The 22713-nt window shown below is 62.3% G+C and carries 17 protein-coding genes and 1 pseudogene; 5 read left to right on the top strand and 13 right to left on the bottom strand.

The genetic code is table 11. The features are described from left to right. Positions 1-179: 179 nt before the first annotated feature. Positions 180-2951, bottom strand: a complete 2772-nt coding sequence (locus AC07W0_RS26010; protein ID WP_017849673.1) for a hybrid sensor histidine kinase/response regulator — start codon at positions 2949-2951, stop codon at positions 180-182. Positions 2952-3052: 101 nt separating this feature from the next. After that, the gene (gene purD / locus AC07W0_RS26005) at positions 3053-4345 is read right to left on the bottom strand and encodes a phosphoribosylamine--glycine ligase (protein ID WP_017849672.1); all 1293 of its coding nucleotides are present in this window, start codon (positions 4343-4345) and stop codon (positions 3053-3055) included. A 21-nt stretch (positions 4346-4366) separates the two neighbouring features. Here purD and AC07W0_RS26000 point away from each other — a divergent pair. Beyond that, a pseudogene (locus AC07W0_RS26000) lies at positions 4367-4480 on the top strand (outer membrane lipoprotein carrier protein LolA); the annotation flags it as partial. A 15-nt stretch (positions 4481-4495) separates the two neighbouring features. Here AC07W0_RS26000 and purH read toward each other — a convergent pair. From purH to AC07W0_RS25950, 10 genes are all read right to left on the bottom strand, one after another. Continuing rightward, positions 4496-6103: a bifunctional phosphoribosylaminoimidazolecarboxamide formyltransferase/IMP cyclohydrolase gene (gene purH, locus AC07W0_RS25995; RefSeq protein ID WP_102618835.1), complete on the bottom strand. Its 1608-nt coding sequence runs from the start codon at positions 6101-6103 to the stop codon at positions 4496-4498. Between the two features lie 81 nt (positions 6104-6184). Next, positions 6185-6505: a DNA-binding transcriptional regulator Fis gene (fis, locus tag AC07W0_RS25990; RefSeq protein ID WP_002555375.1), complete on the bottom strand. Its 321-nt coding sequence runs from the start codon at positions 6503-6505 to the stop codon at positions 6185-6187. Beyond that, positions 6502-7515 carry a tRNA dihydrouridine synthase DusB gene (gene dusB, locus AC07W0_RS25985; protein ID WP_017849670.1) on the bottom strand — a complete coding sequence of 338 codons (1014 nt, stop codon included), beginning with the start codon at positions 7513-7515 and terminating at the stop codon, positions 6502-6504. Before dusB ends, fis begins: the two co-directional genes overlap by 4 nt. Positions 7516-7700: 185 nt before the next feature. Then, a complete protein-coding gene (locus AC07W0_RS25980; protein WP_102618833.1) occupies positions 7701-8945 on the bottom strand; it encodes a DUF3426 domain-containing protein in 1245 nt (414 codons plus the stop codon). 30 nt (positions 8946-8975) lie between these two features. Further along, a complete protein-coding gene (prmA, locus tag AC07W0_RS25975) occupies positions 8976-9854 on the bottom strand; it encodes a 50S ribosomal protein L11 methyltransferase (RefSeq protein WP_017849668.1) in 879 nt (292 codons plus the stop codon). A gap of 277 nt (positions 9855-10131) precedes the next feature. Beyond that, positions 10132-11493 carry an acetyl-CoA carboxylase biotin carboxylase subunit gene (gene accC, locus AC07W0_RS25970; protein WP_017849667.1) on the bottom strand — a complete coding sequence of 454 codons (1362 nt, stop codon included), beginning with the start codon at positions 11491-11493 and terminating at the stop codon, positions 10132-10134. A gap of 17 nt (positions 11494-11510) precedes the next feature. Further along, positions 11511-11969, bottom strand: a complete 459-nt coding sequence (gene accB, locus AC07W0_RS25965; RefSeq protein ID WP_017849666.1) for an acetyl-CoA carboxylase biotin carboxyl carrier protein — start codon at positions 11967-11969, stop codon at positions 11511-11513. 24 nt (positions 11970-11993) lie between these two features. Then, a complete protein-coding gene (aroQ, locus tag AC07W0_RS25960; RefSeq protein WP_017849665.1) occupies positions 11994-12449 on the bottom strand; it encodes a type II 3-dehydroquinate dehydratase in 456 nt (151 codons plus the stop codon). Between the two features lie 296 nt (positions 12450-12745). Beyond that, complete coding sequence (locus tag AC07W0_RS25955; protein ID WP_102618832.1) at positions 12746-14707, bottom strand: methyl-accepting chemotaxis protein; 1962 nt, start codon at positions 14705-14707, stop codon at positions 12746-12748. Between the two features lie 53 nt (positions 14708-14760). Next, positions 14761-16431: a response regulator gene (locus AC07W0_RS25950; protein WP_017849663.1), complete on the bottom strand. Its 1671-nt coding sequence runs from the start codon at positions 16429-16431 to the stop codon at positions 14761-14763. Between the two features lie 401 nt (positions 16432-16832). Between AC07W0_RS25950 and AC07W0_RS25945 the strand changes: the two genes are divergently transcribed. The 4 genes from AC07W0_RS25945 (at position 16833) to speA (ending at position 21101) form a co-directional block, all read left to right on the top strand. Next, the gene (locus AC07W0_RS25945; protein WP_370737517.1) at positions 16833-17810 is read left to right on the top strand and encodes a DUF2333 family protein; all 978 of its coding nucleotides are present in this window, start codon (positions 16833-16835) and stop codon (positions 17808-17810) included. A 2-nt stretch (positions 17811-17812) separates the two neighbouring features. After that, positions 17813-18349 (top strand): NUDIX hydrolase, encoded by a 537-nt coding sequence (locus tag AC07W0_RS25940; RefSeq protein WP_026140372.1) that lies wholly within the window; start codon positions 17813-17815, stop codon positions 18347-18349. Positions 18350-18671: 322 nt separating this feature from the next. Next, a complete protein-coding gene (locus tag AC07W0_RS25935) occupies positions 18672-19043 on the top strand; it encodes a translation initiation factor Sui1 (protein WP_017849660.1) in 372 nt (123 codons plus the stop codon). Positions 19044-19187: 144 nt separating this feature from the next. Beyond that, on the top strand, positions 19188-21101 hold the full coding sequence (gene speA / locus AC07W0_RS25930; RefSeq protein WP_017849659.1) for an arginine decarboxylase: 1914 nt from the start codon (positions 19188-19190) through the stop codon (positions 21099-21101). 146 nt (positions 21102-21247) lie between these two features. Here the strand turns inward: speA and AC07W0_RS25925 are convergent, their stop codons facing one another. Continuing rightward, positions 21248-22585, bottom strand: coding sequence for an MATE family efflux transporter (locus AC07W0_RS25925; RefSeq protein WP_102618830.1), 1338 nt, complete (start codon positions 22583-22585; stop codon positions 21248-21250). Positions 22586-22713: the final 128 nt, after the last annotated feature.

Here is a 22713-nt window from a genome sequence, read left to right as displayed (position 1 = left end):
ACGCAGGCTCAGTGTGGGAGGGGGCTTGCCCCCGATAGCGGTGTGACAGTCAGCTTATTTGTAACTGTTCCAGCGCTATCGGGAGCAAGCTTGCCATCGCCGGCTTTCAGTCGATGCATCGGTGACTGGTCCGCCGCCATCGGGGGCAAGCCCCCTCCCACATTCGGTCGCATTTGACGTTAAGAGGGGGCATGCTCCGGCCGTGGCTGACGCTGCGCCACCCAGTACTCCACCAGCTCGCGCAATTGTGACAATTCCACCGGCTTGGCCATGTGCCCGTCCATCCCGGCCTGGCGTGCGCGCTCTTTGTGTTCCGAGAGGATGTGTGCGGTGAGCGCCACCACCGGCGTGCGAATGCGCTGGTGGCTGACTTCCCAGGCCCGCAACTGTTGGGTCGCGGAGAAGCCATCGAGGATCGGCATTTCACAGTCCATCAACACCAGATCATAGCGCTGGGCCTTCATCGCCTGCAGGGCTTCTTCGCCGTTGCTCGCGGTGTCCGGGTTGAGGTTGAGCTTGCCGAGCATGCCGCGGATGACTTTGGTGGAGATGCTGTTGTCTTCGGCCACCAGGATGCGGAAGTCGCTGGGCACGATGATGGCCGCCGGCGCGTTGAGGGGCGCGCGTGGCTGCCCGCCGCCTTTGCTGCGCTGGGTCAGTTCGTCGGCCAGGGTGGTCTTGAGGGTGTAGCCGGCCACCGGCTTGGCGAGGATGCGCTTGATCCCGCAATTGCGCGCGATGATCTTGCTTGGCGCGTTACTGATGCCGGTGAGCATGATCAGCAGGATGTCGTGGTTGAGGCTCGGGTCTTCCTTGATCTTGGCTGCCAGTTGCATGCCGGTCATGCCGGGCATGTTCTGGTCCAGCAGCACCACGTCGAAGTAATCACGCAGGTGCGCCTTGGTGCGCAACAACGCCAGGGCTTCCTTGCCCGACGGCACGGCGCTGACATTCAGGCCCCAGGCGGTGCATTGCTGCACCAGCACTTTGCGGCAGGTGTCGTTGTCGTCCACCACCAGTACCCGCGCACCCTTGAGCGGGCCGTCGAGGTCGGAGGTCGGGTGTTCCAGGCGTTCAGGGTCCAGCGGCAGGGTCAGCCACAGGGTGCTGCCTTGTTGTGCGCCGCTCTTGATGCCGAATTCGCCGTTCATCAACAGGATCAACTGGCGCGCGATGACCAGGCCCAGGTGGCCGCTCAAGCGGGTGGCCGAGAGGAAGTTCTTGCTGTGCAGTTCGCTGTGCAGCAACGCATCGCGTTCGGCGGCTTCCATTGGCAGGCCGCTGTCCTGCACGGCAATGCGCAGGCGCGGCTTGGGGCTGCGCTCGTCGAGGGCGACGACGATCAACACTTCGCCTTCATCGGTTTTCTGCAGGGCGTTTTCCAGCAGGCTCAACATCGCCTGGCGCAGGCGCGTCGGGTCGCCGCTGATCACCCGCGGCACCTGGGGCTGGATAAAGCTGATCAGCTCGACGTTCTGCTGCTCGGCCTTGGCGCGGAAGATGCTCAGGCAGTCGTCGATCAGCGCATTGAGGTCGAACTGCACATCGTCCAATTCGATCTGCCCGGATTCCAGCTTGGAGATATCGAGGATTTCGTTGATCAGTGTGAGCAGTTCGTTACCGGCGCTGTGGATCGTCTGCACATAGTCGCGCTGTTTGACCGACAACGGCGTGCCCAGCAGCAGCTCGGTCATGCCCAGCACGCCGTTCATGGGGGTACGGATTTCGTGGCTGATCTTCGCCAGGAACTCGGCCTTGGCGGCGATTTCGGCGTTGCTGGCCGCCAGCTCGCGGCTGAGGCTGAAGCGTGCCTCGACGATGGCGCGCTGGCGTTCGCCGAGGGCCAGGCTCATCAGCAGGCCACTGAGGCAGATAAAGCTGAGCAGGGTAATGATCAAGCCTTGCGGCGCCAGCAACGTGAGGCCAAGCAAGGCAGGCAGGATGATCAGCGTGCCGATGTTGAACACCACCATCCCCGCCACGAACAACCGCGCCGGCCGGTAGCCTTTTTGCCAGTGATAGGCCGAGACAAACAACATGCTCAGGCCGGCCAGGGCCACCAGGACGTAAGTGATGATGTTCAGCGGCAACGTGTTGACGAACAACAGCAGCAGGCCGCACAGCACGATCAACAGAATGTCGGCCATCAACAGTTTGTTCAGCGGGTGCGGGCCCAGCGGCATGAAGAAGCGATAGGCAAACATCAGCCCGCACGGTGCGGTCAGCAGCAGGGCGAGGTAGGCGCCCGGCGTCTGGATCGCGTGCCAGTTCTGCAGCCATGGCCCCAGCAGGTTGAGCAGCAACGCCAGGCTGAGCAGCAGCAGCACTTCGCAGGCCGCCAGCCACAGGCTGCTGCGTGAGCGGTGGTAGGCGAAGCGGGAGAGGTTGTGCAGGATCAGCATCAGCAGACAGCCGAACAGCAGGCCGTAGATCAGCGTCTGGCTTTGGTCGGCGGCGGCGAGTACGGCCGGCTCCAGGGTGATATAGGGGCGCAGTTCGTGTTCCGAGACCAGGCGCAGGTACACCTCAAGGGGCTTCGGGCTCTGGGGCATCGGCAGCATGAAGTCGCTGCTGGGCAGCGGGCGCTCGGCCTGGGGCTGGCGCGTGCCGGTGGTTTGCTGTTCCACCAGGGTGTCGCCATCCAGCACATACAGACTCAGGAGGGAAACGTCCGGGGCAAACACCCGCAGCACCTGCTCGTGCTGGCCGGGTTGCAGCTTGAAGCGTACCCACAACGCACCGTCCGGCTCGGCGGCAGTGATCCGGTCCAGTTCGATGGGGCTGAATTGATTGGTGTAGCGGGGCGAACGGATATCGCTCAGTTGCAGGTCGGCCTGTTCATCAAGCAATACTGCCCAGCCACTGCCTTGCGCAGCGGCCTGGGCCGGGAGCAAACAGAGCAGTGTCAGCAGACTGACAGTGAAACCTATGGCGATCCTGAGCCAGCGCACGGCGAAATCCCTTCGTAGGTTGAAGCACGGGTTAACTATGCGCGGGGTCATACGAGTACGGCAAGGGCCAGAGGCCCTTACCTAACCGAACGGATAGCGACTTAATGAGTCTCGCCACGTTCACGGGCAATCGCGCGATAGCCGATATCTTTGCGGTAGAAGCAGCCGTTCCAGCTGATTTTCGCCGCCAGTTTGTAAGCCTGTTGCTGTGCAGCGTCGACACTGGCGCCCATCGCGGTGGCACATAGCACACGGCCACCTGCGGTCACCACCTTGCCGTCCTGCAGCGCAGTGCCCGCATGGAACACTTTGCCTTCCAGCGTCGCCGCCGCGTCCAGGCCTTCAATCACATCGCCCTTGGCGTAGTCGGCCGGGTAACCGCCGGCTGCCAGCACAATGCCGACGCTCGGGCGTGGGTCCCACTGGGCTTCAACCTTGTCCAGGGCCTGGGCCAGCGCGGCTTCCACCAGCAGCACCAGGCTCGATTGCAGGCGCAGCATCACCGGTTGGGTTTCCGGGTCGCCGAAGCGGCAGTTGAACTCGATGACCTTCGGGTTACCGGCCTTGTCGATCATCAGACCGGCGTAGAGGAAGCCGGTGTAGACGTTGCCTTCATCGGCCATGCCGCGCACGGTCGGCCAGATCACCAGGTCCATCACACGCTGATGCACTTCGCTGGTTACGACCGGGGCCGGGGAGTAAGCCCCCATGCCGCCGGTGTTCGGGCCGCTGTCGCCGTCGCCGACGCGCTTGTGGTCCTGGCTGGTGGCCATCGGCAGGACGTTCTTGCCGTCGACCATCACGATGAAGCTGGCTTCTTCGCCGTCGAGGAATTCTTCGATGACCACGCGCGAACCGGCTTCACCGAAGGCGTTGCCGGCGAGCATGTCGCGCACGGCGTCTTCGGCTTCCTGCAGGGTCATGGCGACGATCACGCCTTTGCCCGCGGCCAGGCCGTCGGCCTTGATCACGATTGGCGCGCCTTTTTCACGCAGGTAAGCCAGGGCCGGCTCGATCTCGGTGAAGTTCTGGTAGTCGGCGGTCGGGATCTTGTGGCGCGCCAGGAAATCCTTGGTGAATGCCTTGGAACCTTCCAACTGGGCCGCGCCGGCGGTCGGGCCGAAGCAGTCCAGGCCGCGGCTGCGGAACAGGTCGACGACACCGGCAACCAGCGGCACTTCCGGACCGACGATGGTCAGGGAAACGTTTTTCTCGGCGAAATCCGCCAGTTGTTCCAGGGCCAGCACGTCGATGGCGACGTTTTCGCACTTGGCTTCAATGGCGGTGCCGGCGTTGCCGGGGGCTACGAATACTTTCTGGACGCGTGGGTCCTGGGCAACTTTCCAGGCCAGGGCGTGTTCACGGCCACCGCTGCCAATAATCAAGACATTCATTTCAAAAACCTCTGAGAAACGCTGTGCTTCCCTGTAGGAGCGAGCTTGCTCGCGAAGGTCGTCAACGATAACGAGGGAAACCTGACACCTCGTGGCGTTTTTGAGTTTTTCGCGAGCAAGCTCGCTCCTACAGTCGGGAAGCGGTGCTGTTTAGTGACGGAAGTGGCGCATGCCGGTGAAGACCATGGCGATGCCGGCTTCGTCAGCCGCAGCAATCACTTCGGCATCACGCATCGAGCCGCCTGGCTGGATCACTGCGGTGACGCCGGCCTTGGCCGCGTTGTCCAGACCGTCGCGGAACGGGAAGAACGCGTCGGACGCCATCACCGAGCCCGCTACCTGCAAACCGGCGTGTTCAGCCTTGATCGCGGCGATGCGCGCCGAGTTCACGCGGCTCATCTGGCCGGCGCCGACACCGATGGTCTGGCGGTTCTTGGCGTAGACGATGGCGTTGGACTTAACGTACTTGGCCACTTTCCAGGCGAAGATCAGGTCGTTGATTTCCTGCTCGGTCGGCGCGCGCTTGGTCACCACTTTCAGGTCGGCGCTGCTGATCATGCCGATGTCGCGGCTTTGCACCAGCAGGCCGCCGTTGACACGCTTGTAGTCCCAGGCAGGGGCACGTTCGGCCGACCATTCGCCGCAGGCCAGCAGGCGCACGTTGGCTTTGGCGGCCACGATGGCGCGGGCTTCCTCGCTGACGGACGGGGCGATGATCACTTCGACGAACTGACGATCGACGATGGCCTTGGCGGTCGCGGCGTCGAGTTCACGGTTGAAGGCGATGATGCCGCCGAAGGCCGATTCGGTGTCGGTGGCGTAGGCCAGTTCGTAGGCCTGGCGGATGCCGCCTTCAGCGTCCGGGCTCACGGCCACGCCGCACGGGTTGGCGTGCTTGACGATCACGCAGGCCGGCTTGACGAAGCTCTTCACGCATTCCAGCGCGGCGTCGGTGTCGGCCACGTTGTTGTAGGACAGTTCTTTGCCTTGCAGCTGGGTCGCGGTGGCGATGCCCACTTCGGCCGGCTTGGCTTCCACGTAGAACGCCGCGCTCTGGTGCGGGTTCTCGCCGTAGCGCATTTCCTGGGCCTTGATGAACTGGCTGTTGAAGGTCCGCGGGAACTGGCTGCGACCTTCTGTGCTGAGGGTCTCGGCGGCCTGGTTCACGGTGCCCATGTAGTTGGCGATCATGCCGTCGTAGGCGGCGGTGTGTTCGAACGCCTTGAGCATCAGGTCGAAACGCTGGGCGTAGGTCAGGCCACCGGCTTTGAGGTTTTCAAGCACCTGGGCGTAGTCGCTGGCGTTGACCACGATGGCCACGTCTTTGTGGTTCTTGGCGGCCGAGCGAACCATGGTCGGGCCGCCGATATCGATGTTTTCGATGGCGGTCGGCAGGTCGCAGCCCGGCTTGTTGATGGTGGCTTCGAACGGGTAGAGGTTGACGGCCACCAGATCGATCGGCTTGATGTCGTGCTCGTTCATGATGGCATCGTCGATACCGCGACGGCCGAGGATGCCGCCATGGATTTTCGGGTGCAGGGTCTTGACCCGACCGTCCATCATCTCTGCGAAACCGGTGTAGTCCGCGACTTCTACTGCGGCCACGCCGTTGTCTCGCAGCAGTTTGAAGGTCCCGCCCGTGGAGAGGATTTCCACGCCCAGGGCTTCCAGCCCCCGGGCAAATTCGAGAACCCCGGTCTTGTCGGAGACACTGATCAAGGCGCGGCGGATCGGCAGGCGGGTAGTCTGGTCGGTCATTTCAATTTCCATCAAAAGCAAAGGAGTCAGCAAAAAAGGCGACCGTTGTTACGCGGGCGCCTTTCTGGTCGGATTGAATGCTTACAGCAAATCGTATTGTTTGAGCTTTTTGCGCAACGTGCCACGGTTGAGGCCCAGCAGCTCACTGGCTTTGGTCTGGTTGCCCTTGACGTAGTTCATCACGCTTTCGAGCAAGGGCGCCTCGACTTCGGAGAGCACGAGGTTGTACACGTCCGTGACGGAAGCGCCCTCAAGGTGGGCGAAATAATTGTGCAGCGCCTTCTCGACACTCCCGCGAAGGGTCTGGCCTTCTTCGCTCGGCGTGTTGAGGTGCTGTTTCAAATTGACGTTGTCGCTCACGGGTGTTGTTCCACTCACTAAAGTCTCGGTCATCATCGTCATGCGGCCACCCCCTCTCCGTCCCCTGTCACCAGGCTCTTGTCACGTTCGCTGAAGAACTCACGAACGTTGGCGCACTGTGCTTCCGTATCATCCAAACGATTGAAGTGGGCGCGAAACTCCCTGGCGCCCGGCAGGGTTGCGAGATACCAGCCGACATGCTTGCGAGCAATGCGTACTCCCATCACGTCTCCGTAGAAGGCGTGCAGGGCGGCCAGATGCTCTAGCAGAATACGTTCCACCTCGATCAACCCCGGTGCCGGCAACAGCTCGCCGGTACGCAGAAAGTGTTCGACTTCACGAAAAATCCATGGCCGCCCCTGGGCGGCCCGGCCAATCAACAGGCCATCGGCACCGGTCGCATGCAGCACGCGCCGGGCTTTCTCGGCTGAGTCGATATCGCCATTGGCAAATACCGGCATCGACACGGCCTGCTTGATCGCGGCAATGGTGTCGTACTCGGCTTCGCCGGTGTAAAGATCGGCGCGGGTGCGGCCATGCACCGCCAGCGCTGAAATACCCGCCTGTTCGGCGATCTTCGCCACCGTCAGGCCATTCTTGTTGTCCCGGTCCCAGCCGGTACGAATCTTCAGGGTGACCGGTACATCCACTGCGGCGACAACGGCCTGCAGGATCTCGGCGACCAACTGCTCATCCTTCAACAGCGCGGAACCGGCGGCCTTGTTACAGACCTTCTTGGCCGGACAGCCCATGTTGATGTCAATGATCTGCGCGCCCAACTCCACGTTGGCCCGGGCCGCTTCCGCCAGCATCTGTGCGTCGCCACCGGCGATCTGTACCGAGCGGGGCTCGGGATCACCTTCGTGGATCATGCGCAGCCGCGATTTGCGGGTGTTCCACAAGCTCATGTCGCTGGTGACCATTTCCGAGACTACTAGACCCGCGCCCAAACGCTTGCACAGCTGACGAAAGGGCTGGTCGGTGACTCCCGCCATTGGCGCGAGAATCAAACCATTGTGCAATGTGTATGGGCCGATGCGTACCGCCGACATAGGACTTCCCTGTTGTGGGGCCGGATCATTAGAGTTCGAAAAAGGGTTGGCATGATACCCGCTCTCGATGACTGGATAAAGGCTGAATTGGATAAAATCTGAACAGTTATTTCTTTATCGCCACCGGTTTGGTTGCCGGCGGTCCAGTCAATAATCCGTCGTCAAACCTCGATGACCGCGCCGATTCATTCGGGCGAATGAAAGCTCAGGCTGTAATTCACCGCTTTGTTGCCGGGGTCGAGGATGTCCAGGGAGATATGGATCGGCGTCTGCGACGGCATTTCACTGACCCCGGCCAGCTCACCGCTCAGGTATTCGGCGGGCTTGAAGCGCCGGCTGGCGATCAGGTTGCCGTTCAGGTCGGCAAAGCGCAGTTCCAGCAACGGGAACGGCTGGGAGAACGTCGCGCGGTTATAGATGATTGCATCCACCACCAGCGCGCCGGCGAATTCAGGATGGCTGCGCACCACCAGGTTGCTGCTCTTGATGTGCGCGATATCGACCCGTGATGGCACCGTGCAGCCCAATGTCGGGCACAGTTGCTGGAACCACGGGCGATAGGCGTCCTGGCGCGCCAGGTCGTCGAACTGGTAGGCAATGTACTGGCCGGCGAGGCCGGCGGCGGCGATCAGCACCAGCAACAGCCAGAGCAGGCGACGGCCCCAGCTCGACGGGCGTTTGCCGGCGTACAAGTGCAGCGGGTCATCTTCGAGGTCCTGCAGCAGCTCGTCGTGGGCGCTGGCGGCGCTGCGCGAGCGCTTGCGGCCTTGGGGGCGCTCGTCGGGTTCCGGCGCGTCCACGTCGTCGCTGACCGCGCTCACGGGCGGGTCGAGTTCGTCGTCTTCATCGGCAGGCGTGGAGCGCAGCGGCGGTTCATCGTCGATGTCGTCGGTGGCGAGGGACATCGACGGTTCGGTGCGCTGTTTAGTCGCAGGGGCATTTGCCGGTTCAGGTTCGTCTTCGGGCGCTTTGCCGCGTTCTTCAGGCGGTTCGCTGAAGAGGCTGGCGGCCCATTTTTCTTCCTCGGCCTTGATCGTGTCGCGGCTGGCGCTGAGGGCATCTTCCTTTTTGCGTCGGTCGGCGCTGCCTTGCCGGCGTTCCGCGCCCAGCGGCTGGGTGTGTTGAATCTCGCGGCGTTCCAGCTTGGCCAGTTCTTTGTCCAGGTCCAGGTTGTCCAGGTCCAGCTCTTGCGCGGTCCACTGTTTCTGGCTGATCGCCCGCGGCGCCTCGGCGGCGTGCTCCGCTGCGGCCGGCTGTTCAGGCTTCGGCGCTTGCGCGTGGGCGCGCTGCTCCAGCAACTGGCGCGCGGCGTTGAACACTTGCAGGCACGAGCCGCAGCGCACCACGCCGCGCGCCACGTTCAACTGAGCGTGGCTGACGCGAAAGCGCGTTTGGCAATGGGGACACTGGGTGACGAAACTGTCGGTCATGCGGCCATCCGATTCAGGCAAGCGCTCATTCTAGCGCCGACGCCCGCTGATGCGTACCCAGCCATCACGATTGGCGATCGGGTCGAGCTCGAAATCCTGGGCGTAGGCTGCAGCCACGTCTTCACCCTGTTCGGCGAGGATGCCCGACAGCGCCAGGCGGCCACCCGGCTTGACCAGGCTCGACAGCTGCGGCGCCAGGGCCACCAGCGGGCCGGCGAGGATATTGGCGACCAGCACATCGGCCTGCACCTGGGGCAATTGCTCCGGCAGGTACAGTGGGAATTTGCCTTCAGCAATGTGGTTGCGCCCGGCGTTATCGCGGGAGGCTTCCAGGGCCTGTACGTCGATATCGGTGCCGACGGCTTCCTTGGCGCCCAACAACAGGGCGGCAATCGCCAGAATCCCCGAGCCGCAGCCGAAGTCCAGCACGTGGCAATCGTTCAGGTCCTGGCCGTCCAGCCATTCCAGGCACAGCGCGGTGGTCGGGTGCGTGCCGGTGCCGAACGCCAGGCCCGGGTCCAGCAGCAGGTTCACCGCGTCCGGCTCGGGGGCAGCGTGCCAGCTCGGCACGATCCACAGGCGCTGGCCGAAACGCATCGGCTGGAAGTTGTCCATCCAGCTGCGTTCCCAGTCCTGGTCTTCGATAATTTCGCTGTGGTGCTCGGGCAGCGGGCTGCCGGTGAGCAGTTCCATATGGGCCAGGACGCTGGCGGCATCGGTGCCGTCTTCGAACAGGGCCAGCAAGTGGGTGTGGGACCACAGCGGGGTGGTGTTGAGTTCCGGCTCGAAGATCGGCTGGTCTTCGGCGTCCATGAAGGTCACCGAGACGGCGCCCACTTCAAGGAACGCGTCTTCGTAGGTTTCGGCTTGTTCTGGGCTGATGGCGAGACGGACTTGCAGCCAAGGCATGGCGGGCACCTTTGAAAAAATGAGTGTGCAGCGGGGAGGGCTGCGAAAGCGCGCAAGTTTACGCGAGCGTGGAGAAGAAGACGACTGTACTGACAGTACGCCGACCAAATGTGGGAGGGGGCTTGCCCCCGATAGCGGTGGGCCAGTCACCTAATCTATGACTGAGCTGCCGCCATCGGGGGCAAGCCCCCTCCCACATTTGGACTGTGTACATCTTCAAAATGGAGGGGCCACAAACAACAAAGCCGCCCGAAGGCGGCTTTGTTGGGTGGAGCACTTACTGGTTGGCCAGCTTGTGTTCCAGGTAGTGAATGTTCACACCACCTTCGCAGAAGCCTTCATCGCGGACCAGATCCCGATGCAGCGGGATGTTGGTCTTGATGCCGTCGACCACGATTTCGTCCAGGGCGTTACGCATACGGGCCATGGCCTCGTCGCGGGTGGCGCCCCAGGTGATCAGCTTGCCGATCAACGAGTCGTAGTTGGACGGAACCTTGTAGCCGCTGTACAGGTGCGAATCGACGCGAACGCCGTTGCCGCCCGGTGCATGGAAATGCTTGACCAGGCCTGGACTCGGGATAAAGGTTTTCGGGTCTTCGGCGTTGATCCGGCACTCCAGGGAGTGGCCGTGGATCTTCACGTCGTCCTGGGTGAAGGACAGCTCGTTACCGGCGGCGATGCTCAGCATCTCCTTGACGATATCGATACCGGTGACCATCTCCGAAACCGGGTGTTCTACCTGCACGCGAGTGTTCATCTCGATGAAGTAGAAACGGCCGTTCTCGTAGAGGAACTCGAAAGTGCCGGCGCCACGGTAGTTGATGTCGATGCACGCCTTGACGCAACGCGCCAGGACTTCCGCACGGGCTTTCTCGTCGAGGCCCGGTGCCGGTGCTTCTTCCAATACCTTCTGGTGACGACGTTGCAGCGAGCAATCGCGGTCGCCCAGGTGGATGGCGTGGCCCTGGCCGTCGGACAGCACCTGCACTTCCACGTGACGTGGGTTGGTCAGGTACTTCTCCAGGTAGACCATCGGGTTGCCGAACCAGGCAGCCGCTTCGGAGCGCGTCTGCTTGGCCGCTTCGATCAGGTCTTCTTCCTTGTGTACCACGCGCATGCCGCGACCACCGCCGCCGCCTGCGGCCTTGATGATCACCGGGTAACCGACTTCGCGACCGATGCGCAGCGCAGTGGTCTCGTCCTCGGGCAGCGGGCCGTCGGAGCCTGGAACGGTCGGCACGCCGGCCGCGATCATGGCGTCCTTGGCCGAAACCTTGTCACCCATCAGGCGAATGGTCTCGGCTTTCGGGCCGATGAAGGCAAACCCGGATTTTTCCACCTGTTCGGCGAAATCGGCGTTTTCCGCGAGGAAGCCGTAGCCCGGGTGGATGCCATCAGCGCCGGTCACTTCCGCAGCGGCGATGATGTTCGAGACTTTCAGGTACGAGTTCGCAGCCAGTGGCGGGCCGATGCAGATGCTTTCGTCCGCCAGTTTCACGTGCATCAGTTCGGTATCGGCCGTCGAGTAAACAGCGACGGTCTTGATGCCCTCTTCCTTACAGGCGCGCAGGATACGCAGCGCGATCTCGCCGCGGTTGGCGATCAGGACTTTTTGCAGTTTCTTCGCAGGTTTCAACATCGAAGGCGCTCCGCGGTTCAAACGATGGTGAACAGCGGCTGGTCGTACTCAACCGGCTGACCGTTTTCTACCAGAATGGATTCGATGACACCGGCTTTTTCGGCCGTGATGTGGTTCATCATTTTCATCGCTTCCACGATGCAGATGGTGTCGCCTTCTTTCACGGTTTTGCCAACTTCAACGAAGGCTGGCGAACCCGGTGCCGGGGTGCGGTAGAACGTACCGACCATTGGCGACTTGGCCACGAAGCCGTTCAGCTTGGGCGCAGCAGGCTCGGCGGCGGCGACAGGCGCAGCGGCGACCGGAGCGGCAGCGGCAGGTGCCGGTGCTTGCATCTGCGGCGCGTAGAATTGCTGGGCCGGGGTCTTGCTGTGACGGCTGATGCGTACAGACTCTTCGCCTTCCTTGATTTCCAGCTCGTCGATGCCGGATTCTTCCAGCAGTTCGATCAGTTTCTTAACTTTACGGATATCCATGAATCGTCAACTCCCAAGGGTCGGTCAGGGGCGCTTGGCCGGTTGTTCAAGTTGTTCCAGGGCGGCCTCCAGGGCCAGTCGATAACCGCTGGCGCCAAGGCCGCAGATCACACCTACCGCTACGTCGGAGAAGTAGGAGTGATGGCGGAAAGGTTCGCGTTTGTACACGTTCGACAAATGCACTTCGATGAATGGGATGCTCACCGCCAGCAGCGCGTCACGTAATGCAACACTTGTGTGCGTAAAAGCGGCGGGATTGATCAGAATAAAGTCCACGCCTTCGCCGCGCGCGGCATGGATGCGATCAATCAATTCGTACTCGGCATTGCTTTGCAGGTACAGCAAATGGTGGCCGGCTTCACGGGCCCGTCGCTCCAGATCGAGGTTGATCTGTTCCAGGGTCACTGCCCCGTAGACGCCCGGTTCGCGGGTGCCGAGCAGGTTCAGGTTGGGTCCGTGAAGAACCAGTAAGGTCGCCATCGGCTGTTCCTTGTTATTGATGTGGGTACGGCAGAACCCGGCGACTATGCCGCAAAGCGTTTATGACTGTCCAGTTCTATGCAGTAGGCAGCACGATTAGCGAGGATTGCGCGAAATTTGTGACTGCGGCCCAAGATCCGGTCATTGGTAATACCGTCTTGAAACCTGTGGCGATCAAATGTGGGAGGGGGCTTGCCCCCGATAGCGGTGTGCCAGTCTCAATATCTGTAACTGATCCACCGCTATCGGGGGCAAGCCCCCTCCCACATTGGTTCTTCGCGTGGCGCTAGGTCGGGTCAGACGCGGAAGGCTTGGACGGCGGTGTTGAGTTGGCCGCCCAGTACCAGCAGATGCTCACCCTGGCTGCGGCCCTGGCCGATGCGCAGCAGGTTGTCCTCACCCAACTGATGAATCCGTTCGCTGTTATCGCGAATCTCACTCACCGCACCGCTCTGCTGCGCGGTCACATCGGCGATACGCACGGAGGTGTCGGAAATGGTCTGGATCGCCCCGACGATTTCATCCAGCGCGCCGTCGGCCGCTTGTGCTTGCTGGGCGGTGGCTTCGGCGTGTTCGACCTGCGCGCGCATGCCTTCCACCGACTGGCGGGCGGCGGTTTGCAGGCCGGCGATGAGGCCCTGGATTTCGGCGGTGGCGCCAGCGGTGCGCTGGGCCAGGGAGCGCACTTCGTCGGCGACCACGGCAAAGCCCCGCCCGGCGTCTCCGGCGCGGGCGGCTTCAATGGCGGCATTGAGCGCCAGCAGGTTGGTCTGGTCGGCGATCGAGCGGATCACCGTCAACACGCCGCCGATGGTCGCGGACTCTTCGGCGAGTTTCTCGATCATCTGCGCGTTTTGCTGCACTTCGCCCACCAGCGCATGCAGCCCGGTCAGGCTCAGGCCGATCACCCGCTGGCCGTGCTTCACCGCCTGGCCCGCGCTGCGGCTGGCGCCGGCGGCCTGGCTGGCGTCCCCGGCGACTTGTTGAATGGTCGCTTCCAATTCGCCCAACGAATCGCGGATCTGCGCGGTGTCCCCGGCCTGCCGTTCGGCGCCATCATGCAGGCCGCTGCTCAGCTCGGCCAGGGCGCGGCTGCTGCCGGCGACTTCCTCGGCATTGCCGCGAATGGTGCCCACCAGGTCCACCAGGTAGGCGCGCAAGCGGTTGAGGGAGGCCTCGATGTCGCGCAGTTCGCGGTTGGTCTTGCCCAAGGCAATCGGTTGGCTGAAGTCGCCTTCGGCCCAGGTCGACAGGGCCGGTGCCAGGTTGGTCAACACCCGTGCCAGGCGCCGTTGCAGAGTATCGATCAGCAGGGCGATCAGCAGGATCAGACCGATCATCACCCCTTGCATCAGGCGCACTTCGCCCTGGATCACGGCGTGCTGCGCACGCACGACCGGCTCCAGGCCGGCGATGGCCTGTTGCACGGCGGCGATTTTCAGTTGGGTGCCGGCGGCGAGGTCGGCGCGCCGCTGGATCTGCTCGCGGGTACGCTTGAGTTCGGCCGGGTAGCGAGTCAGCAGGCTGTTGAGTTCGCGCTTGAGGTCGACGCCGGTGTCTTGTGTTTCGGTTTTTTCGCTGTTTTCCAGGCCCATCAGCGCCGAAAAGTCATCGGTGTTCGAACCGGCGTTGGCCTTGACCCCAAGTAAGGGCAGTTGCTCCAGCAGGTCGGCCTGGCCGCGGATATTGCTGACTTCGCGCTCCACATCATCCGCCAGTTCGGCGCGCCCGCTGCTCACCAGCTTGTCGCGGGCCAGGGACAGCTTGCCCAGGTGTTGGGACGCCGCCAGCAGCGGCGGCAGGTAGCGCGCTGCGGCGGGCGAATCGACGCCGATGGCGTACTGGCTCAGTTGCTCGAGGTTCGCGCCCAATTCGCGCTCGGCCTGCAACAGCAGCGCTTGCGGGTCGCCGGCCAGTTTGCCGGCGGCGAGCAGGTCGGTTTTGCTGAAGGTATCCAGCTCCTTCAGGCTGGGGCGCAGGCTTTGTGCGAGGTCGACAGGCAATTCGTCCAGGTGCTGCAGCAGGCTTTCCAGGCTCTGGCTGGCGCTGCTCAAGCGCAGGGCGTCGCCGCTGGCCAGGTAGTCGTCGATATTGCGTGCGGCCTGGTTCTGGAAGGTCTGTGACAACCCCAGGTAGCGTTCCATCAGCAAATAAGGCCGTTCCAGCGCGCGTTGCGACCACCAGAGCGTCGCCCCGAGTGCCAGGCACACGGCCACCAGAAGGAGGGTATTGAGATTGGTCAGCAGCTTCAGGCGCATGCGTGGTTTCAACCGACAGCAAAAGTTAAGTGCCTGAAGTTATTGCGTTTCTATTACAAAGTTATGACGGAGTCGCTGGATTCTGGTGAAAAGATGGCACTTTGACTTGATGTGTGCGCGGCTTGGACCCGATTGCGTCCGGCATCCTTGGCGCGGTACAGCGCCTCGTCGGCTTGGGCGGCCATCATCAGGCTGTCGGAATCGTCGCACAACTCCACCAGCCCGGCGCTGAAAGTACACCACAAGTCATGCGGCTGTGCCGGGTAGTGAATTTCGGCAAAGCGCCCACGGATTTCATCCAGCACCTTGCAGGCCGATTCCAGGTCGGTATCGGGCATCACAATCGCAAACTCTTCACCGCCGTAGCGGCCGATGTAGTCGGTCTTGCGCAAGCGCTGTTTGAGGAACAGCGCCAGGCTCTTGATCACGCGGTCGCCCATGGGGTGGCCGTGGCTGTCGTTGACGCGCTTGAAGTGGTCGATGTCGAGCATGGCAAAGCTCAACGGCTTATTCTCGCGACGAGCGCGGAAGGTGCAGTCTTCGAGCAATTGCAGGATATGGGTGTGGTTGTACAGGCCGGTCAGGCTGTCGCGCACCATCCGCGCCTTGAGGTTGCGCGCACGGGCCGCGCGGTTGCGCACGGTGGTGATCAGGTGGCGCGGCTTGATCGGCTTGGTGAGGAAGTCGTCGCCGCCTTCGCTCATGGCGTCCAGCTGTTTATCCAGGTCGTCTTCGGCCGACAGGTAGATGATCGGCACGCTGACGTACCGGTCGTTATGACGGATCACCTTGGCCAGTTCGGTGCCGGTGCAGGCGGGCATGTACATGTCGAGGATGATCAGGTCGGGCTGGAAATCCGCCAGCTCGGCCATGGCCTGGATCGGCTCGATCAGCGTGCGGGTGATGATGCCGGCGCTGTTGAGCAGGCGCTCGGTGTGCAGCGCCTGGGCCCGTGAGTCGTCGATGATCAGCACTTTATAGGGGTCGTATTGGGCGACGCAGGTCAGCACTTCGATCTTTTCCAGCAGGCTCGAGGCTTCCAGCGTGCCGGTCAGGAACTCCTCGCCGCCGGCGCGCACGGCGGCGAGGCGGGTCGGGGTGTCGGTTTCATGCAGGCTGAAAAACAGCAACGGCAGCTTTTGTTCCAGGCCTTGCTGGGCCTCGGCGGCCAGTTGGAGGCCGAGGCCCGGGCCGCAGAAATCCACGTCCATCACAATCGCCGACGGCAGGCGCTCGGCCATCGCCACGCGATACGCCGCCACGTCGTCCAGGGACTGGGCGCTCAGGCCAAAGAATTCCAGCTGCTTGGCCAGACGCTCGGCGCGATCGTGATCGGCCAGCATCACGTAGATCGGCTTGCGCATCGGCGGCAGGAAGGTTTGCTCAAGCTGATCGCCCTGGCGCAGGCCGGTGCGGGACAGGCGTTGCATCAAGCGGTTGATTTCGGTGATCAGTTGACTGCTCAGGCGGCCGCGATTGGCGTCCACCGCTTTGAGCGACTCACCGATGTGCTGCGCCAGTTGGCCGTGTTCGGGCTGTTCGAAGCGTTCGGCGAAGCGCAACAGGCGCAGGTTGGCTTCGCTGAGTTCGGAGAAGTCGGCGTCGGACCATTCGCTGCGTTGCAGGCGCTGCCAGATCTCAAGAATTTGACGTGCCTGATGAATTACCCGCTGGGCAAAGTGCTGCTTGAGACGCTCACGGCTGGGGTCTTCTGGCTCGGTCATATCCTGACTACTAGTGAAGGTGCGTGCTGAGGTCGACTGGTGGCTCTATGCTAGCACCTCTTTTCGGTTACATGAGTGTCATACGTCAATTAACTGCGAGTCCCTGGCATTCATTTAGTGACTAATTGGTCGTGCAGCGGAAAAAGCGCGCATCCTTTATAGTCGAATGCCCCCTGGGCGTCCGTTGGATCATAGTTGTAGGGCGAAAAGCCCGCATTGACGGGCACGATGGGGTAGGGTTGCTGTCGGAGTGTTTGAACGCACGCCGTCGATTGAAGTGCATGAACTCAAGTGATTGAAAGGATATCGCCATGCTGGACTGGAAAAACCGTGCAGGCAGTGCCAAAGGCCCCGCCCCTGAACCCAAGTCGGCCAACCGCAGCTATTTGCGTAGCGTGCTGATGAGCCGAGCGGTGCTTAGCGTACTCGGCTTGTATCTGTTGGTCACCGGTGCTTTGGGTTGGTACTGGAGCGAAGAGCCGGCGCTGTTCCCGGTCCAGCAGAACGCCCAGCTTGCCGCTGAAAAGGAAGGCAAGCAGATGGTGTTGGGTTACACCACCGTGGAAACCCTCAAGACCGTGGCCGGCACCTTGCTCAACAAGCCCGGGGGCTATATTTCCAACGATCGTTTCCCGCCGGGCCTGTGGATGGACAACATGCCAAGCTGGGAATACGGCGTACTGGTGCAGGTGCGTGACCTGACCCGCGCCTTGCGTAAGGATTTCGCCCGTTCCCAGTCGCAGTCGGCGGAAGACGCCGACCTGGCGAAGGCCGAGCCGCGTTTCAACTTCGACAACAAGAGCTGGGTGCTGCCTTCCAGCGAGTCGGAGTACCAGGAAGGCATCAACTCCCTGAATCGCTATGAAGTGCGCCTGTCCGACCCGAACCAGCGCGGCGCCTTGTTCTATGCGCGTGCCGACAACCTCAACAACTGGCTGGGCGATGTCGCCACACGCCTGGGTTCGTTGTCGCAACGTCTGTCGGCCAGTGTCGGCCGGGTCAAGCTGAACACCTCACTGAAAACCGAAGCGCTGGCGCCGGGTGAAGTGCCGCAGCTCGATGAAGAAGTGGTGGAAACCCCATGGCTGCAGATCGACAACGTGTTCTACGAAGCCCGCGGCCAGGCCTGGGCCTTGTCCCACCTGTTGCGCGCCATCGAAGTCGACTTTGCCGACGTGCTGGCCAAGAAGAATGCGACGGTCAGCGTGCGCCAGATCATTCGTGAGCTGGAGGCTTCGCAAGAGCCGGTCTGGAGCCCGATGATCCTCAACGGCAGCGGCTTTGGCATATTGGCCAACCACTCGCTGGTGATGGCCAACTACATTTCCCGGGCCAACGCGGCCGTGATCGACTTGCGTCAGTTGCTTAACCAAGGGTGATGATGGACGTGACTCAAAAGGAGGCCGCGCACCGCGCAGCCTCTGATGCGGAACTGATCTGCTGGGTCGACGAGCACGACAACCCGCTCGGCGCCCTGGTGCGCTCCGACCTGCGCCAGCGCGGCCTGATCGGCCGTTGCACCTTTATCTTCCTGTTCAACTCGGCAGGTGAACTGTGCGTACATCGACGCACCCTGAGCAAAGCCCTGTACCCCGGTTTCTGGGACACGGCGGCAGGCGGGATGGTGGCGGACGGCGAGAGTTATGCCGAGTCGGCCGCCCGCGAGCTTGCAGAAGAGCTCGGCGTGGGCGGGGTGGAGTTGGTCGAGCATGACCATTTCTACTTCGAGGACGGTGACAGCCGACTTTGGTGCAGATCCTACTCCGCCGTGTGGGACGGTGCGCTGTGCCTGCAGCCTGAAGAAGTCATGGAAGCGCGCTTTTTACCCCTTGAAGTTGTCCTGCAGGAAGCGCAACAAAAGCCCTACTGCCCGGACGCGCAAGAGGGCTTGCGGCGCTATCTGGCCTCACGTCGCTAAAGTTGTATAAATTGGCGCGATTTGGCCCTTAGCAAGTGAGCTTTTTGTGGTTACACTGCGCGACTTTTCACCCGAACCACCCTTGTTCCACCCCCTGATTCCTGTAGGAGCGAGCTCGCTCGCGAAAACCTCAAGCGCGCCGCGGGCATCCTGAATGCCCGCGTCATCGTTGGCGATCTTCGCGAGCGAGCTCGCTCCTACAGGAATCGGGGGCAATGACTTGGGGGGTTCGGTAGCGCTGCCCCTGCCTGAGTGGGGCTTCGCGGTCGGCAACCGCCTGAGCGTTTGCCGATCAGTCTTTGTCCTCACAAGAGGATTGCCGGTGGCCAAAAAAGCCGCATCCTTCGCCGCCCTCGGTGGCCTGGTATTTTCCACCGACGCAGGTCGACACTGCCCGGACTGTCGTCAGCCCGTGGACGCCTGTACCTGCAAACAAACCCTGATCCCCGAAGGCGACGGCATTGCCCGCGTGCGACGCGAGAGCAAAGGCCGTGGCGGCAAGACGGTGACTACCATCACCGGCGTGCCGCTGGCCGAAGACGCGCTGAAGGAACTCGCCACCACGCTGAAAAAGCGCTGTGGCACCGGTGGCGCGTTGAAAGACGGGGTCATCGAGATCCAGGGCGATCACGTCGAGTTGCTGTTGGCCGAGCTGATCAAGCTCGGGTACAAGGCCAAGAAGTCCGGCGGCTGAAAGCCTCTTCCCAACCAGTGTCTAAACTCTGTCCTGCGAGTGGGGTCTGACCTTACTCACAGGCAAATCGTCATTTTCATTCTTTAGACTGCGCCAGCCTCCAACGAGGGGCGGCGCCTTCGACTTCATTTATAGGGGACTTCAATGTCCGTACGACGCACACGCAAAGACGATGGCAGCCAATGGACAGTTGCGGACAGCCGCAGTGTTTACGGGATTCGTCATTGGGGGGCCGGGTATTTCGCGATCAATGATGCCGGTCGCGTTGAAGTTCGTCCGAACGGCCCGAAAAGCACGCCTGTCGACCTGTACGAGCAAGTCGACGAGTTGCGCAAAAGCGGCTTGTCCTTGCCGCTGCTGGTGCGTTTCCCCGACATCCTGCAAGACCGCGTGCGCCAGTTGACCGGTGCGTTCGATTCGAACATCGAGCGTCTGGAATACCAGAGCAAATACACCGCGCTGTACCCGATCAAGGTGAACCAGCAGGAGGCGGTGATCGAAAACATCATCGCCACCCAGGACGTGTCCATTGGCCTGGAAGCCGGCTCCAAGCCGGAACTGCTGGCCGTGCTGGCCCTGGCGCCGAAAGGCGGGACCATCGTCTGCAACGGTTACAAGGACCGCGAATTCATCCGCCTGGCGCTGATGGGCCAGAAGCTGGGTCACAACGTGTTCATCGTGATCGAGAAAGAGTCCGAAGTTGAGCTGGTGATCGAAGAAGCCGCCAACCTCAAGGTCAAGCCACAGGTCGGCCTGCGCGTGCGCCTGTCGTCCCTGGCGTCGAGCAAGTGGGCTGACACTGGCGGTGAGAAATCCAAGTTCGGGTTGTCGGCGGCGCAACTGCTGTCGGTGGTCGAGCGCTTCCGCGCCGCCAGCCTGGACCAGGGCATCCGCCTGTTGCACTTCCACATGGGCTCGCAGATCGCCAACCTGGCCGACTACCAGCACGGGTTCAAGGAAGCCATTCGTTACTACGGCGAACTGCGCAACCTCGGCCTGCCGGTGGACCACATCGACGTCGGCGGCGGCCTGGGCGTGGACTACGACGGTACTCACTCGCGCAACGCCAGCTCGATCAACTACGACATGGACGACTACGCCGGTGTCGTCGTGGGCATGCTCAAGGAGTTCTGCGACGCGCAGAGCCTGCCGCACCCGAACATCTTCTCCGAGAGCGGCCGTTCCCTGACCGCCCACCACGCCATGCTGGTGGTGCAAGTCACCGACGTCGAGAAGCACAACGACGAAATGCCGCAGATCGAGAACAAGGACAGCCTGCCGGAAACCGTGCAATGGCTGGTGGACCTGCTCGGCCCGACTGACATCGAGATGGTCACCGAAACCTACTGGCGCGCCACTCACTACATGAGCGACGTGGCCACCCAGTACGCCGACGGCAAACTGACCCTGGCGGAAAAAGCCCTGGCCGAACAGTGCTACTTCGCCGTATGCCGCCGCCTGCATAACTCGCTGAAAGCACGTCAGCGCTCGCACCGCCAGGTGCTCGACGAACTCAACGACAAGCTGGCGGATAAATACATCTGCAACTTCTCGGTGTTCCAGAGCCTGCCGGACACCTGGGCCATCGGCCAGGTATTGCCGATCCTGCCGCTGCACCGCCTCGACGAAGAGCCGATGCGCCGCGCGGTATTGCAGGACTTGACCTGCGACTCCGACGGCAAGATCAAGCAATACGTCGACGAGCAGAGCATCGAGACCAGCCTGCCGGTACACGCGCTGAAAGAGGGCGAAGACTACCTGCTGGGTATCTTCCTGGTCGGCGCCTACCAGGAAATCCTCGGTGACATGCACAACCTGTTCGGTGACACCGACTCGGTGAACATCTATCAGCGTGAAGACGGTTCGGTGTACAGCGCCGGGATCGAGACCCACGACACCATCGAAGACATGCTGCGTTATGTGCACTTGTCGCCGGAGGAGTTGATGACCCATTACCGTGACAAGTGCGCCAGCGCGAAGATCAGTGCCAGCGAGCGCACGCAGTTTCTGGATGCGTTGCGCTTGGGCCTGACGCGTTCGTCCTACCTGTCCTCCTAAGCACCCATCCTTGTAGGAGCGAGCTTGCTCGCGAAGATCGTCAACGATGACATGGGCTGTCTGGATGACCGCGTTGTCTGAACGTTTTTCGCGAGCAAGCTCGCTCCTACAGTGACGGTGACGGTGACAGTGACAGTGAGGGGTGCTTATCCCAGCCACTGATTCTGTCGGTTCAAACGCCAGGCAATCGTCCAAAGCGTAAGACTGCGCAGGGCCATGAACAGCAGGAAGCTGATCCACAGGCCGTGGTTGCCGTAGCCCTGCAACAGCCAGGCGAATGGCAGCAGGATCAGCACCGTCAGCAGCATGCCGTTACGCATCTCCCGCGCGCGCGTGGCGCCGATGAACAGCCCGTCCAGCAGATAACTCCACACCGCAATCAACGGCAGCACCGCCAGGTATGGCAGGTAGATGTCGGCGGTTTCGCGCACGCTGGGAATGTCGGTCTGCATGGCGATGAACAGGTGGCCGGCGAAGGTGAAGAGCAGGGCGAAACCGACGCTGGCGATCAGCGACCAACCGCAGGCGACCACTAATGAGCGGCGCAACGCCTGACGGTCGTGCGCGCCAATGGCATGGCCGCACAGGGCTTCGACCGCATGGGCCAGGCCGTCCAGGGCGTGGGCGGTCAGCAGCAGGCCGTTGAGCAACAGCGCGTTGGCGGCCACGGTGGCGTCGCCCAGGCGTGCGCCTTGCACCGTGATCATGAAAAACACCGACTGCAATGCCAGGCTGCGGATAAAGATGTCGCGGTTCACCGCCAGCAGCGGGCGCCAGCTGTGCCAGCGTTGCAAGGCGGCCCAGGCGATATGCCCGGGGTAGGCACGCAGGGCTTTTTGCGTGAGGGCCAGGCCGAGCAGGGCGCCGGTCCATTCGGCGATCACCGAGGCGCGTGCGGAGCCGACGACGCCCCAGTCCAGTCCGAGGACGAACCACAGGTTGAGGGCGATGTTGACCAGGTTGGTGGTCAGCAGGATCGCCAGCGGCGCGCGGGCGTTTTGCGTGCCGAGGAACCAGCCGACCAAGGCATAGCTGGCAAGAGCGGCGGGCAGGCCGAACAGGCGGGTGTGGAAGAACTCGCGGGTCAGTTGATTGAGTTCGGCGGAGGGCTGCATCCATTCCAGGGCCAGGTGGCTCAGCGGGATGCCCACTGTACCGAGTAACATCGCCAGGCCCAGCGCCAGCAACAGACCTTGCAGCAGGATTTGCCGCAGCGCCGCGCCATCGTTGCGCCCGGCGGCCTGGGCGGCGAACCCGGTGGAGCCCATGCGCAGAAAACCCATGGCCCAGGCCAGGAAGGTATACAGGCTGGCCCCGACCGCCACGGCGCCCAGTTGGTGGGCGTGGGGCAGGTGGCCGATGACCATGCTGTCGACCAGGGCAACCAGCGGTACCGAGATGTTCGACAGGATCATTGGCGCGGCCAGGGCCCAGACGCGGCGGTGGGTGGGGCGGTGGCGCCAGTCGGTCAGTAAGGTAGGCATGCAAGCTCCTTGGGGGAGGCGCATTGTAACTGTCCCTTAGCACGTCGCAGAACCAATGTGGAATGGGGGGTTAAATGTGGGAGGTGGGCAAATGTGAGGAGGGCCAAATATGAGGAGGGGCAAAATTT

It is taken from the genome of Pseudomonas sp. GW704-F2 (assembly GCF_059423025.1).
This window is presented reverse-complemented; position numbering and strand designations above follow the sequence as displayed.